This window comes from Anaeromicropila herbilytica, assembly GCF_016591975.1.
GTDB lineage: Bacteria > Bacillota > Clostridia > Lachnospirales > Lachnospiraceae > Anaeromicropila > Anaeromicropila herbilytica.
Window position 1 is genome coordinate 4,780,985 of the sequence record NZ_AP024169.1, and the last position, 14,649, is coordinate 4,795,633.

Consider the following 14,649-nt stretch of genomic DNA (forward strand, 5'->3'; position numbering starts at 1 on the left):
TATCAAATGTCTAATTATAGACCTTCAAAAATTTCGATATCAGCACTGTCTTCTGTTAATTGAACGATAGCTTTTTTAGTCTTAGAAGTTTTGCCAGTAGTAGCACCACGTCTACGACTTTTACCATCTTGGTTCATAGTATTTACTTTTGCAACTTTTGCTCCAGCAAACATCTTTTCAACAGCTTCTTTGATTTGACCTTTAGTAGCGTCTGTGTGTACTGAGAAAGTATATTTCTTTTCGCTCATTGCATTCATACTTTTTTCAGTAACGATTGGTTTAAGGATAACATCATAATATTTTAAATCAGCCATTATGCGTACACCTCCTCAATTTTTGCTACAGCATCTTTTGTTAATACTAATGTATCATATTTTAAGATGTCATATACGTTAATAGTGTTTGTTAATGCAGTTCTTACTGATGAAATATTTCTAGCAGAAAGAGTTACATTTTCATTCTTTTCACCTAAAACAACTAAAGCTTTACTTACTTTTAAGTTTTCAAGAACAGAAACCATTTTTTTAGTTTTGATTTCAGTTAAGTTTAATTCATCAAGAACAATGATTTTCTTTTCTTCAACTCTTGAAGATAAAGCTGACAGAATAGCTAATGCCTTTTCTTGTCTATTCATTTTGAATGAATAACTTCTTGGTGTTGGAGCAAATACAACTCCACCGCCTGTCCATTGTGGTGATCTTGTTGAACCTTGTCTTGCATGACCAGTTCCTTTTTGTTTCCATGGTTTTCTTCCACCGCCACGAACTTCAGCACGAGTTTTTGCTTTTTGAGTTCCTTGACGTTTGTTAGCTAGTTGTTGAACAACTGCCATATGAACTAAATGTTCATTTACTTCAACTCCGAAAACAGCATCGTTAAGTTCGATTGAACCAACTTCTTTGCCTTCGATATTGTAAACAGATACGTTTGCCATCTGTGTGTTCCTCCTTCCTTAAAGCTTAGATCGCTTTTACTGACTCTTTAAGCATTACCATAGATTTTTTAGGTCCTGGAACAGCACCTTTAACTAAGATAATGTTGTTTTCTACGTCTATTCTAACGATTTCAAGATTTTGAATAGTTACTTTAACGCTACCCATGTGTCCTGGCATTTTCTTACCTTTGAATACTTTACCTGGTGTAGTTGCTGAACCATTTGAACCAGCATGTCTATGGAACTTAGAACCATGAGCCATAGGTCCTCTTGATTGACCATGTCTTTTGATAGCGCCTTGGAAACCTTTACCTTTTGATTTAGCAGTTGCATCAATCTTGTCGCCTTCTTTGAAGATATCAACTTTGATTTCTTGACCAACTGTGTATTCAGTAGCGTTTTCAAATCTGAATTCTTTTAAAAATCTCTTAACTGCAACACCTGCTTTTGCAAAATGTCCTTTTTTAGGTTTGTTAACTAATGTTTCTCTTATGTCGCCAAAACCTACTTGAACTGCATTATATCCATCATTTTCAACTGTTTTCACTTGTGTTACAGCACAAGGACCAGCTTGTAATACAGTTACTGGAGTTAATACTCCGTTTTCATTGAAGATTTGAGTCATTCCGACTTTAGTAGCTAAAATTGCTTTCTTCATTTAACTTGCACCTCCTGTTTAATCTACAGCGGATTACGCATTTCGCATAATCATCCTAGATGGTCTACGTTGAGCGCTTGGTCTCTAAATGAGAAATATATCTCTAGATGTATCTATACGATTTCTACTCATTGAGCACTTGGTCTCTATATATAAACCCTAAAGGATTTTACTTACTTCATTTCAATTATTTGTTTTTCATCTTAATATCGATGTACACACCAGCTGGCATTTCTAATCTTGATAATGCATCAACTGTCTTTTGTGTAGGTGTGATGATATCGATTAATCTCTTATGAGTTCTTTGTTCGAATTGTTCTCTGGAATCCTTATATTTGTGAACCGCTCTTAAGATAGTAACTACTTCCTTCTTAGTTGGTAGTGGAACTGGTCCGCTCACCTTTGATCCTGTCTTCTTTACAGTTTCAATAATTTTTCCAGCTGATTGATCGATTAATTGATGATCATACGCCTTAAGTGTAATTCTCATTACTTGACTTGCCATAAAAAAAGTCGCCTCCTTTTCGCACTTAATTTCAGTACGACAAGCGGTGACTGTACACTCTCCCGTGTGTATCATTCAAACTACTCTAAAAAGAGTAAATTAAACGCACTAGTGCAATTGCACTAAAAACACACGTTTCTACACGATTGTAGATTATATACTTATTGATTCTCAATAAGATACTATTTTTGTACAGTGACTTGTCGCCAGTTTCATAACTTGACATTCGCTCCGCGGAATAACCTACAATATGTAGCAACCTCACACTTCACAGCTATCAATGTCACAACATTATTTATTATACACTAGCATTTCAACTATTGCAAGCATTTTTTATAAAAATTATTTATTAATTTTTGCATAGTTTCTATAATAAGTCATTACATGTTTCTACACAATTCTCATATGTAGAAACTGTTTATGACCTTACTTTAGATTTAGGTTAATTGCACTCCCATCTACCTGACGCACCACATGGTAGTACTAGTCCATTACCCGATACTGGAAGTCCTATTTCCTCTGAATTAACCTTACCTTTATATTTTTTAACTAATTCAGTAGATAACATATAGGTTAACACCGCTGGTTGAAGGCCTGTTGTATAAGAGTTAACTAAAAAGAATAGTGGATTATCAGTTAATACATTGGTACATAATTTAATGAACTCATGTATTTGTTCTTCTATCTTCCATATCTCACCCTTTGGTCCTCTTCCATAGGAAGGCGGATCCATGATTATTGCATCATATCTATTTCCACGGCGAATCTCTCTCTCTACAAACTTTACACAATCATCTACTATATAACGAATTGGTGATTCTTGTAGACCTGAAGATGCCGCATTTTCCTTTGCCCATGTTACCATACCCTTAGAAGCATCTACATGAGTTACACTCGCACCTGCCGCTGCCGCAGATATTGTTGCTCCACCTGTATATGCGAATAAATTCAATACCTTTACTGGTCTATTAGCATTCTTAATCTTATTTGAAAACCAATCCCAATTTGTCGCTTGTTCTGGAAATAATCCTGTATGTTTAAAACTAAATGGTTGTAAGTTAAACGTTAATTCCTTATAATGAATCTGCCATTGCTTTGGTAAGTCGAAGAACTCCCATTCACCACCACCTTTGCTACTTCTATGATAATGAGCATTCATTTTCTTCCATTCTCTAGCAGTCTTAGGGGTATCCCATATTACTTGAGGATCGGGGCGTACCAATATATAATTTCCCCAACGTTCTAATTTTTCACCCTTCGATGCATCAATTACTTCATAATCTTTCCATCCATCTGCAATCCACATAATCTATTCTCTCTTTCTATTCCTTTATATATTCTCTGTTTTCTTAATAACACTAAACATCCGCAATTAAACAAAACAGCTTTTTATTATAACTATCTTCCTATAATATGATACTCTTGCATATTTCACTAATGTAAATCATTATAAATGCCTATTCTCTATTATGCAACTTAATTTCGAAGTAAAATCATTGTAGTATCTATTAATTCTACATTATTAAGGAATATACCGATACTTAGTTATAGATTATTGTATATTTTATTATTCCTCTATTTCACATAATCAATACCATATTCTCTATAATTTATGTATTTTTTCATCTTAATATATTTAATTATATTGATTTGTACTTACTATTTAGTTTCTACATTAGTATTAATTCTAATACTCTTCATTTTGATCCACATATATATTTTACATTTTCTTCTTAGTCTTATATATATTAATACCAACTTGTCATCAAATTTCAATTCCCATATTTTTTTATCTACTGCGAAAATAAATCCCATTTAAAATCTTCTAAATACAATGTTCTCGATTCTAATATTGTCCTTTCCTTAATATGATAGTATAAGTAAGAATATTTAAGAATTGGAGAATGATTATGAAGAAGCTCGCTATACTATCTATGCTATGTATGACTGCTCTCACATTGTTGGGATGTAGCAAAATCGGTTCTACTGCAAAAGAAGCCCCTTTCAAAACACAAACAATTGAAATTGATAAATATCAATTTGAAATACCAGATACCTGGAAGAGAGTTGAAGACCCTAATATCAATTCCGCTCTTTATATTTTCACTCCTGAAAATGCTGACCTTACTAAGAACTCATCCAATGTTGCAATAACAATAATCCCAAAAACTGATAAGTCTCCTACTATGGAACAATTAAAATCCTCAACAGCTGGTTTAGAGAAGCAAATTAAAGGCGTTTTTAAAGATGCTAAAGATTTTAAGTTTGATGAGTTATCTGTTCCAAGTGGAAAAGTATTTACATTAAGCTACAGCGTCCAATTTGGAGATATTACAATGGTTCAAACTCAATATTATATTCTTATGGACAATCAAACTGTTGTCATTACATCAACAGATATTGGAGATGGTGTATCCCCTTCACCAATTGAAGTGATTAACCATATGGCTGAATCCTTTAAAGAGAAATAGTTTTATTTATAAGCAAAATTAAGGTGTTGCATCAGCAACACCTTTAATAATATCTTTAATATTTATTATATTATATTTTTATTATCTTTTATATTCTCTATCTTTTGTTTTTATTATCTTGAAAACGCAATTTCGATAGTGGATTTTCCACATAAGCTAAATCGCTTTCTTTTCCAGAGTAGGTACCTTGTAGATTATTGATTAATTTAGCCTTACATTCCTTGCAATATCGCCCAGTTTTAATCTCTTTACCACAAGAATCACACTGAATTGTAATTGTTGACTCTTCAGTAAACGCCAATCTTTCTTCTCTTATCCATGCTTTTATCTGGTTAACTGATACTTCCATCTCCTCAGATACTTGGTAAAGGCTAACACCAGGATTTTCACGAATATATTCTTTCACTTCAATGAATTTTTCATCTAATTTTTTTACACATTCAGGACATAATCTAGGTCCACTCGTGTAACTATAAAGTTTTCCACAATCCCTACAATTTAATATCTCCATATAATTCACCTCTTATTATCTTTCTGCATTGAATCATTATATTATTACATTTTTCAGTATTTCCTATGTAAATTCTAAATGTACAAATAAAGATAGCTCCCCGGTTAGTCATGCCTTTCGACATATATCGACTATTCCAATTATAGTTTAGCATATTTTGCAATATATATCAATATTATAGTAAATTCACTCTATCATTCAAAATCAATTACTTTAATTTATCCTTTATAACTTAAACTTCTCTATAATAGCTTTTACTATATTATAGCTCAAACTTGTTTATCTTAGTTTTTAATTTAATAATAACAGCTTTAATGGTACGGTAAGTTACTTTCTCATCCACATGATCTTTTATATATCTCAGTCTTCCATCCCATTCATCTAAAAGAATTATGTTAATTATTTCAGTTTCATACTCTTTTTGTATGAAGTCATCAATCAATATAGCTTCTCCTGATTCATACGCCTTAAGTAGGTTTTTCTCAACTGTTGAATCTTTTACTCCCAATATACTTGCTATTTCTTCTATTGTATTGTCTTCCTTATATAAGTGATAATATTTATGAAATACTTCTTCTACATTCCCTGAATTATTATCATTACAAATTTCATCAACATCCGAATTATCTCTAGGCACTATTCTAGCTTCATTAAAACCATTTTGAATGTCATCCATCTTATAATTGGAATTGCTTTTAACTTTAATCTCTTCCTGTGCCTCTACATTCTTCTCTTCTTTCTTTTCTGGATTCTCATACTCCAGTAATACATCAAGAAATATTCTACCATATTTTATTCTTTTATTTTCTCCGACACCCTTTATTTCTCCTAATTCATCTAATGTTTTTGGTTTTTGAATACTCATCTCAATTAATGTAGAGTCATGGAATATTACATATGGCGGGTACCCTTCCTTCTTGGCTATCTGAGATCTAATCTCTTTTAATTTATTTAACAGACTGTTATCTGCATGAACTTTCTTTTCCTGTTTCGCTACTTGTATCGTTAATGATGTCTCATTTTTCAACAAGGGAATTGAAAGATTTGTTAATTTTAAGATTGGATATTGTTCCTCTGTCTTATATATATATCCATCCGCAATCAAACGATTCATCAACAAATCTAAATCATCTTTGGGATAATCTTTCATTAGTCCATAGGTTTTTAGTTCATTTAGATTGAATTTGAGAACTTTTTGATTTCTTGACCCCCTTAACGTATCTACTATAATACTTCTTCCAAACCTTTGACCAGAACGATGTATGCAAGACAATATCATCTGAGCTTGTATTGTAACATCTTTTTCTTCAACTTCTGTATTACATACACTACAATTACCACAAGGCTCTGTCAATGAGTAATCCCCAAAGTATTCTAATATATACCTTCTCAAACATGTAGATGTATGACAGTAACTTTCCATAAGTTGAAGTTTCTTATACTCATGGCTTTTTAATTCTTCTGAAACATCACTTTCATCGATAAAATATTTTTGAATTGCAGTATCAGCTGCTGAATACAACAGTATACACACGCTGTTCTCACCGTCACGTCCCGCACGCCCTGCTTCTTGATAATAAGCTTCTAAATCTCTAGGCATATTATAATGGATAACATATCTGACATTGGATTTATCAATCCCCATCCCAAATGCATTTGTAGCAATCATAACCTGTACGTTATCATATATAAAATCTTCTTGTGCTCTCATTCTATCTGCATCCGATAGCCCAGCATGATATATTGAAACATTTATGTTGTGACCAGATAAATATTGATTCAATTTTTCCGCATCTTTTCTTGTTGCAGCATAGATAATTCCACTCTCATCTACATGATTGGTTATATAATTTCGAATATATTGTTCCTTATTTTCATTAACAAACACTTTAAATTCAAGATTCTTTCGATCAAAACTTGTAATATATACTTCAGGACTCTTAAGATCTAAAGAATGAACAATATCCTCCTTAACATTTGTTGTTGCAGTAGCTGTAAATGCAGCAACTGTTGGACGAATATGTAATTGATTAATAAACTGCATTATTCTAGTATAACTCGGTCTAAAATCATGTCCCCATCTTGATACACAATGTGCCTCATCAATTACAACATTGCTAATCTCTATATTCATTTCATTTATTGTCTTAAGAAAAGATTCGTTCTCCAAACGCTCAGGAGCAACATATATCATTTTATATCTCTTCTGATATATTCCTTGGATAATAAAAGAATATTCAGCTCCTGATAATGAACTATTTAAATATGCAGATTCAATTCCAACACTATTAAGATAATCAACTTGATCTTTCATTAAAGAAATTAATGGCGATACAACAAGAGTTATGCCCTTCGACAGAATAGCAGGTAGTTGATAACATAAAGATTTTCCAGCACCAGTTGGCATAATTCCTAAAACATCAGTACCTTCTAAGATGTGTAAGATAATATCTTCTTGATTTTCTCGGAAATTATCATATCCAAAATATTTTTTTAAAGCTTCGTATAACTTGGTCATTCCTTCTCCTTTATATTTTATAAGAATTATAATTATATTGAGAAGTTATATTAGAATTAAGTAATGCACTTAATATAACTTCCCAACATATTTGTACCTGTACTTATGCATACCTAATTAAATGTTTAATCCAAAACGAATAACATCAAATACCTAATTGTAAAATTAATAATCACAAATTAATAAGTCTGAAGTTGTTACACAGTTCTAGCTAATTAAAACATCTTTTCATTATGAAGATCATTCACCACCTGTGTGATTCTATCTTTTGCTTCATAGCCTGTTGTTGACCCTTCAATGTACTCAACAATATTTTCTTTTTTATCCTCTGATAATGATACAAAATTAGTCATAGCCTTAAGATCCTGTGCCAACGACATACTAAAACCCACCGGTAAAGATCCTCGATCTGAAAAATTCATAACTATCACTCCTTTTAGGCGTATTGATTTATAGGTAATCTAAAATTTAATATACGTAAGCTTTTTACAAACTTACATTCATCCTGTTTCATTGAACTTATCTTTATAAGTCAACTAAGGATTTGCTTTATTAGTATCCACAATTTGCGCCTTTTTACATCAAGGATATTGAAATTTTTAATTATTAATTTCTGTTATTATCCATTCGCCATCATCATTCAATTTAATCCAAATATTATACTTGCTATCTCCAATCCGAATTCCTTCTTCTGAACTATACATAAATTTAGAAAATGAGTTTGTTATGGTATTTCTAAGTCTCTTATTTAATACTTTATTTTTTTTAAATTGCTCCAAATTAATTATCTCCATATTTCTATTACCACGTACCTTCAATGGATAAGCAATATATGTCATAAAGTCTTTTAACGATTTATTTGTAATGGCATCTATTATCTCCTGAACAAATCTTTCTGTTTTTGTATCATCCTCACCTAATGTATATCTGTTGTCCAAATTACCCTCGCCAGTTATATAACTAAATCGCACCCTTATATTTGTTTTAGGACCATCTGCATAGTATTCGCCATAAATTTCACCGTTTTGAGCATTATTAAGTATCATCAAAGTAGTGTTATCATTATCTTTCACAATAATATTATCATTCAAGATACTGCCAACTAATTTATACTCTTTTGTTTTATCTTTTCCAACATAATAAAGTGTTACGCCCTCGGAATCAACGTATATATCCATTATGATTCTTTCTCTTCCTATAAAACCTTCAAATATATTATGAGTATTTTCTGGTATATCCTTAATATTGTTTATATTGGATAGGACTGTTTCTAAACTGTTATCATCAACTTTCTCTTTATCTTGATTAGAAACAGTATTGCTTTCTGACTCATCAGTACCATCCACTTTTTGATTAGTATTCTGAGATGACTTTTTATTTTCTTGTTTCCCATTTATCTTTTCACTATTGATATTATTGCATCCCATCAGTAGAATACATAATATCACCAGTGCTATACTCTTTATTCGTATTCTATCTAAATATTTCACCTTAATTACCACCTTATATTTATAACTAATTTATATTGTTCAATGCAAGACGAATCACATCTATCCCTTTTTATTTCTTTAAACCGACTAATAACTAAATATTTAGATGATTTAAAATATTTTCCATTAATTTATTATAACATTATTGTATTGATAATCCTAGTGTCAAATCTTTTTAATAAATCGAAATTCTAGTAATAATATAAAAATTAAGCTCGAATTTCTCTAATATATAACTATCAGATTCAGTAGCATGTTTTCTAACTTATACGCTATATATGGAACTCTTTTTCATGAACGCAAAAAACCGCAATCTTATTAAAAGATTGCGGTTTTTATATAGAAATATTAACTATTTAATGATAGTTGCAACTCTACCTGAACCTACTGTTCTACCACCTTCACGGATTGCAAAGCTTAAACCTTGTTCCATAGCGATTGGGTGAATAAGTTCGATAGTCATTTCAATGTTATCACCAGGCATACACATTTCTACACCTTCTGGTAAGTTACATACACCAGTTACGTCAGTTGTTCTGAAGTAGAATTGTGGTCTGTAGTTGTTGAAGAAAGGAGTATGACGTCCACCTTCATCTTTAGTTAATACGTATACTTGTGCAGTAAATTTTGTATGGCAAGTAATTGAACCTGGTTTAGTTAATACTTGACCTCTTTCGATTTCTGTTCTTTGAACACCACGAAGAAGAGCACCGATGTTATCACCAGCTTGAGCTTCATCAAGAAGTTTTCTGAACATTTCGATACCTGTTACAACAACTTTACGAGTTTCTTCTTTGATACCAACGATTTCAACTTCTTCATTTACATGAAGAACACCACGTTCAACACGTCCTGTAGCAACAGTACCACGTCCAGTGATTGAGAATACGTCTTCGATTGGCATTAAGAAAGGTTGATCAGTTGCTCTCTTAGGATCTGGAATCCAGCTATCTACAGCATCAAATAATTCAAGGATTTTATCTCCCCATTCACTTGAAGGATCTTCAAGAGCTTTAAGAGCTGATCCTCTGATTACTGGAGTATCATCGCCTGGGAATTCATATTCGCTTAATAATTCTCTGATTTCCATTTCTACTAATTCAAGAAGTTCTTCATCATCAACCATATCACATTTGTTCATGAATACAACGATGTAAGGAACACCTACTTGACGTGAAAGAAGGATGTGTTCTTTAGTTTGAGCCATAACACCATCAGTAGCAGCAACAACAAGGATAGCACCATCCATTTGAGCAGCACCAGTGATCATGTTCTTAACGTAGTCAGCATGTCCTGGACAGTCTACGTGAGCGTAGTGTCTAGCTTTTGATTCATATTCAACGTGAGCTGTAGAGATAGTGATACCTCTTTCTCTTTCTTCTGGAGCTTTATCGATATTTTCGAATGCAACAGCTTCACCAGTACCTAATCTGTCATGAAGAGTTTTAGTGATTGCAGCTGTTAATGTTGTTTTACCATGGTCAACGTGACCGATTGTACCGATATTACAATGTGGTTTATTTCTTTCGAACTTAGCTTTAGCCATTTTAAAATGTCCTCCTTTAAATAATGCCCCTAGGGCTATATTAATTTATATAACACTAGGGCTATTTACTATACCCCTAGTGTTTATAATAATCCATACATAAGATTATTACCCATATGCCTAATTATATTTCATATTTGAAATATTTTCAAGCAAAAGTTATACAATCCTATAATTAATAGAATAAAACGAATTATTTACCAGTCTTTGCAGCGATTACTTTATCTTGAACTGATTTTGGAACTGGTTCATATTTATCAAAGAACATAGAATAACTTCCACGTCCTTGAGTCTTAGAACGTAAGTCTGTAGAGTATCCGAACATTTCAGATAGTGGAACGAAACCTCTTACAAGTTTACCACCACCGATATCATCCATACCTTCGATACGTCCACGACGTGAATTGATATCACCGATAACATCACCCATGTAATCTTCTGGTGTAGATACTTCAACTCTCATGATAGGCTCAAGTAATACTGCGCCTGCTTTTTGCATAGCTTCTTTGAATGCCATAGAACCAGCAATCTTGAAGGCCATTTCATTTGAATCGACATCATGGTAAGAACCATCATATACAGTAGCTTTTACACCAAGTACTGGGAATCCACCAAGGATACCAGCATGAGAAGCTTCTTCGATACCTGCACCAACTGCTGGGATATATTCTTTAGGAATAGCACCACCAACAACTGTTGATACGAATTCGAATGTCTTTTCAGCATTTGCATCCATAGGCTCAAATTTAACTTTACAGTGTCCGTATTGACCACGACCACCAGATTGTTTTGCATATTTACTATCAATATCAACTGCTTTTGTGAATGTTTCTTTATAAGCAACTTGAGGAGCACCTACATTTGCTTGGACTTTGAATTCACGTAAAAGTCTATCTACAATGATTTCAAGATGAAGTTCACCCATACCAGAAATGATTGTTTGACCAGTTTCTTGATTAGTAGATGTTCTGAATGTTGGATCTTCTTCTGCAAGTTTAGCTAACGCTTCACCCATCTTACCTTGAGATGCTTTATCTTTAGGTTCGATAGCTACGTCGATAACTGGTTCAGGGAATTCCATTGATTCAAGAATAACTGGATGTTGTTCATCACAGATTGTATCACCAGTTGTTGTAAATTTAAAACCTACAGCAGCTGCGATATCTCCAGCGTATACTTTATCAAGTTCTTCTCTCTTATTTGCATGCATTTGAAGAATACGACCAACACGTTCTTTTTTATCTTTAGTAGCGTTTAATACATATGATCCTGAATTAATGCTACCAGAGTAAACTCTAAAGAATGCTAACTTACCAACAAATGGGTCAGCCATGATTTTGAATGCTAATGCAGAGAAAGGTTCCTCATCAGATGCATGTCTTTCCATTGGATTACCATCTAAATCAGTACCTTGAATTGATGGAATGTCAGTTGGAGCTGGCATGTATTCAAGAACAGCATCAAGAAGTTTTTGAACACCTTTATTTTTATATGCTGAACCGCATAAAACTGGGATGATTGTTACATTACAAGTAGCTTTTCTTAAAGCAGCTTTTAATTGTTCTGTTGATGGTTCTTCACCTTCAAGGTAAAGCATCATTAATTCATCATCAGTTTCACAGATCTTTTCGATCATGTCTGTTCTGTACATTTCTGCATCATCTTTCATGTCTTCAGGGATTGGTTCAATAGTAATATTTTCTCCCTTATCATCATTATAGATATATGCTTGCATTTCAAATAGGTCAATAACACCTTTAAATTCATCTTCTTTACCGATTGGTAATTGAAGAGGTACAGCGTTCTTACCAAGTCTTGTTTTGATTTGGTCTACAGCGCCATAGAAGTTCGCACCTAAGATATCCATCTTATTGATGAATGCCATTCTTGGTACATTGTATGTGTCTGCTTGACGCCATACATTTTCTGATTGAGGTTCAACTCCACCTTTTGCACAGAAAACACCTACTGCACCATCAAGTACACGTAGGGAACGTTCTACTTCAACTGTAAAGTCAACGTGTCCTGGAGTATCGATAATGTTGATACGATTTTCAAGAGCGCCATTCTTTTTCACAGCATGCTCTTGTAGAGTCCAGTGACAAGTTGTAGCCGCTGATGTGATTGTGATACCTCTTTCTTGTTCCTGCTCCATCCAGTCCATGGTTGCAGTACCTTCATGAGTATCACCGATTTTATAGTTAACACCAGTATAGTATAAGATACGTTCTGTAAGAGTAGTCTTACCAGCATCAATATGAGCCATAATACCAATGTTTCTAGTTCTCTCTAACGGATAATCTCTTCCAGCCAAGGATAATCCCTCCTTTTTAATTAATATGATTAATCGCATAAGGAATCATAGCTACTCGCTACAACTGTTATGCGAATTAATCTACATATAAAATATAATTACACTTTTTTATCTTTTTATGCAATGTTTTGCAGATAAACTAGCAAATTGCTATTACCATCTGTAATGAGCGAATGCTTTGTTTGCTTCTGCCATTTTGTGCATATCTTCTTTTTTCTTAACAGATGCTCCAGTGTTATTAGCAGCATCTAAAATTTCATTAGCAAGTTTTTCTTCCATTGTTTTTTCTCCTCTTTTACGAGAATACAATGTAATCCAACGTAGTGCTAATGCTTGACGTCTGTCAGCTCTTACTTCGATAGGTACTTGGTATGTTGCTCCACCGATACGTCTAGCTTTTACTTCAAGTACTGGCATGATATTATTCATAGCTTCTTCGAATACTTCGCTAGCTTCTTTTCCAGTCTTTTCAGCAATACGATCAAACGCTCCGTATACGATTTTTTGTGCAACACCTTTCTTACCGTCTAACATGATGTTATTGATAAGTTTAGTTACAACCTTAGTTTTGTAAATTGGATCTGCTAATACATCTCTTTTTTGTATATGTCCTTTACGTGGCACGGTACTTCCCTCCTTATTAGAATACATGATTCTTGGGTACTCACATGATTACTTGTGTTCGCGCTCAGCTTAATTTATATTGAACCTGCAACCTACAGGAAACTTAACTTATTAATCTGGCACATGAATCAAAATATCTGTGATAATTTTTTAGATATTGACTATTTAGCGTCTTTTGGTCTCTTAGCTCCATATTTAGAACGAGCTTGTCTTCTCTTAGCTACACCTGCAGTATCAAGAGTACCTCTGACAACGTGGTATCTTGTACCTGGTAAATCTTTTACTCTACCACCTCTGATAAGAACAACACTATGTTCTTGTAAGTTGTGGCCTTCACCTGGGATATAGCTTGTTACTTCGATTCCGTTTGAAAGACGAACTCTGGCGATTTTTCTAAGTGCTGAGTTAGGCTTCTTTGGAGTTGCAGTTCTAACAGCTGTACAAACACCTCTTTTTTGTGGTGCAGATGCATCTGTTGATTTTTTGTTTAATGAATTAAATCCTTTTTGAAGCGCTGGAGAAGTAGATTTCTTCTCAACAGTCTTTCTACCTTTTCTTACTAACTGATTAAAAGTTGGCATTACTTTTCACCTCCTGATGATTTGGTTGCTTCGGTTTCATTTTACGAATATTATTTCAACCTTAAAATGGTGCTTACTACATAAAGTAGAATGCACACTGATAAATTATATGTTACATGTTTGTTTTTGTCAAGGCTTTTTAAAATTGATCGCTGATTTTTTTAATAAAAATATACTGAAATTACAAAAAGTGATATCCTTTACTAGATATCACTTCTTATAAATATGTAGTTGGAATAATCTACAAAGTATATTCGAATTAATTCTCCCATATAATTCATACTATGTATTTTAGTACTTTTATTCTATCATATATTTAATATCTTCCCATATATTAAATATACAATAGCGAACTTCTATTATCTATGTAACACATATCAAAGAATTGTCTACTTTTATCTCCCATTTCTATAGTTCCCCTTTGATACTACCCCCACATACTATCCCTGCTTCATTGGTTCAATTGCTTTAATTATTTGTAACTAAATTGCCTACTA

14 protein-coding genes are annotated in these 14,649 nt (G+C 33.0%); 1 reads left to right on the forward strand and 13 read right to left on the reverse strand.

The window, feature by feature from the left end; translation table 11 throughout:
* Positions 1-14: 14 nt before the first annotated feature.
* The 5 genes from rplW to bsdtb5_RS20380 all read right to left on the reverse strand — a co-directional run bounded on the left by rplW (position 15) and on the right by bsdtb5_RS20380 (position 3,403).
* Positions 15-314: a 50S ribosomal protein L23 gene (rplW, locus tag bsdtb5_RS20360; protein WP_271713781.1), complete on the reverse strand. Its 300-nt coding sequence runs from the start codon at positions 312-314 to the stop codon at positions 15-17.
* Entirely contained in the window at positions 314-934 is a 621-nt protein-coding gene (gene rplD / locus bsdtb5_RS20365) for a 50S ribosomal protein L4 (RefSeq protein WP_271713782.1), read from the reverse strand. Before rplD ends, rplW begins: the two co-directional genes overlap by 1 nt.
* Positions 935-959: 25 nt before the next feature.
* Positions 960-1,592 carry a 50S ribosomal protein L3 gene (gene rplC, locus bsdtb5_RS20370; protein ID WP_271713783.1) on the reverse strand — a complete coding sequence of 211 codons (633 nt, stop codon included), beginning with the start codon at positions 1,590-1,592 and terminating at the stop codon, positions 960-962.
* A 187-nt stretch (positions 1,593-1,779) separates the two neighbouring features.
* Entirely contained in the window at positions 1,780-2,097 is a 318-nt protein-coding gene (gene rpsJ / locus bsdtb5_RS20375; RefSeq protein WP_271713784.1) for a 30S ribosomal protein S10, read from the reverse strand.
* Between the two features lie 442 nt (positions 2,098-2,539).
* Complete coding sequence (locus tag bsdtb5_RS20380) at positions 2,540-3,403, reverse strand: class I SAM-dependent methyltransferase (protein WP_271713785.1); 864 nt, start codon at positions 3,401-3,403, stop codon at positions 2,540-2,542.
* Between the two features lie 604 nt (positions 3,404-4,007).
* Here bsdtb5_RS20380 and bsdtb5_RS20385 point away from each other — a divergent pair.
* On the forward strand, positions 4,008-4,568 hold the full coding sequence (locus bsdtb5_RS20385; protein ID WP_271713786.1) for a PsbP-related protein: 561 nt from the start codon (positions 4,008-4,010) through the stop codon (positions 4,566-4,568).
* 97 nt (positions 4,569-4,665) lie between these two features.
* Here bsdtb5_RS20385 and bsdtb5_RS20390 read toward each other — a convergent pair whose 3' ends face one another.
* From bsdtb5_RS20390 to rpsL, 8 genes are all read right to left on the reverse strand, one after another.
* Positions 4,666-5,079 carry a flagellar protein gene (locus bsdtb5_RS20390; RefSeq protein WP_271713787.1) on the reverse strand — a complete coding sequence of 138 codons (414 nt, stop codon included), beginning with the start codon at positions 5,077-5,079 and terminating at the stop codon, positions 4,666-4,668.
* A 262-nt stretch (positions 5,080-5,341) separates the two neighbouring features.
* Positions 5,342-7,597 carry a DNA helicase RecQ gene (gene recQ / locus bsdtb5_RS20395; protein WP_271713788.1) on the reverse strand — a complete coding sequence of 752 codons (2,256 nt, stop codon included), beginning with the start codon at positions 7,595-7,597 and terminating at the stop codon, positions 5,342-5,344.
* Positions 7,598-7,812: 215 nt separating this feature from the next.
* Positions 7,813-8,019 carry a hypothetical protein gene (locus bsdtb5_RS20400; RefSeq protein WP_271713789.1) on the reverse strand — a complete coding sequence of 69 codons (207 nt, stop codon included), beginning with the start codon at positions 8,017-8,019 and terminating at the stop codon, positions 7,813-7,815.
* Positions 8,020-8,196: 177 nt separating this feature from the next.
* On the reverse strand, positions 8,197-9,087 hold the full coding sequence (locus tag bsdtb5_RS20405) for a hypothetical protein (protein WP_271713790.1): 891 nt from the start codon (positions 9,085-9,087) through the stop codon (positions 8,197-8,199).
* Positions 9,088-9,439: 352 nt separating this feature from the next.
* Positions 9,440-10,633 (reverse strand): elongation factor Tu, encoded by a 1,194-nt coding sequence (gene tuf / locus bsdtb5_RS20410; protein WP_271713791.1) that lies wholly within the window; start codon positions 10,631-10,633, stop codon positions 9,440-9,442.
* Positions 10,634-10,826: 193 nt separating this feature from the next.
* On the reverse strand, positions 10,827-12,947 hold the full coding sequence (fusA, locus tag bsdtb5_RS20415; protein ID WP_271713792.1) for an elongation factor G: 2,121 nt from the start codon (positions 12,945-12,947) through the stop codon (positions 10,827-10,829).
* A gap of 153 nt (positions 12,948-13,100) precedes the next feature.
* Positions 13,101-13,571, reverse strand: coding sequence for a 30S ribosomal protein S7 (gene rpsG / locus bsdtb5_RS20420; protein ID WP_271713793.1), 471 nt, complete (start codon positions 13,569-13,571; stop codon positions 13,101-13,103).
* 161 nt (positions 13,572-13,732) lie between these two features.
* Entirely contained in the window at positions 13,733-14,152 is a 420-nt protein-coding gene (rpsL, locus tag bsdtb5_RS20425; RefSeq protein WP_271713794.1) for a 30S ribosomal protein S12, read from the reverse strand.
* Positions 14,153-14,649 lie beyond the last annotated feature (497 nt).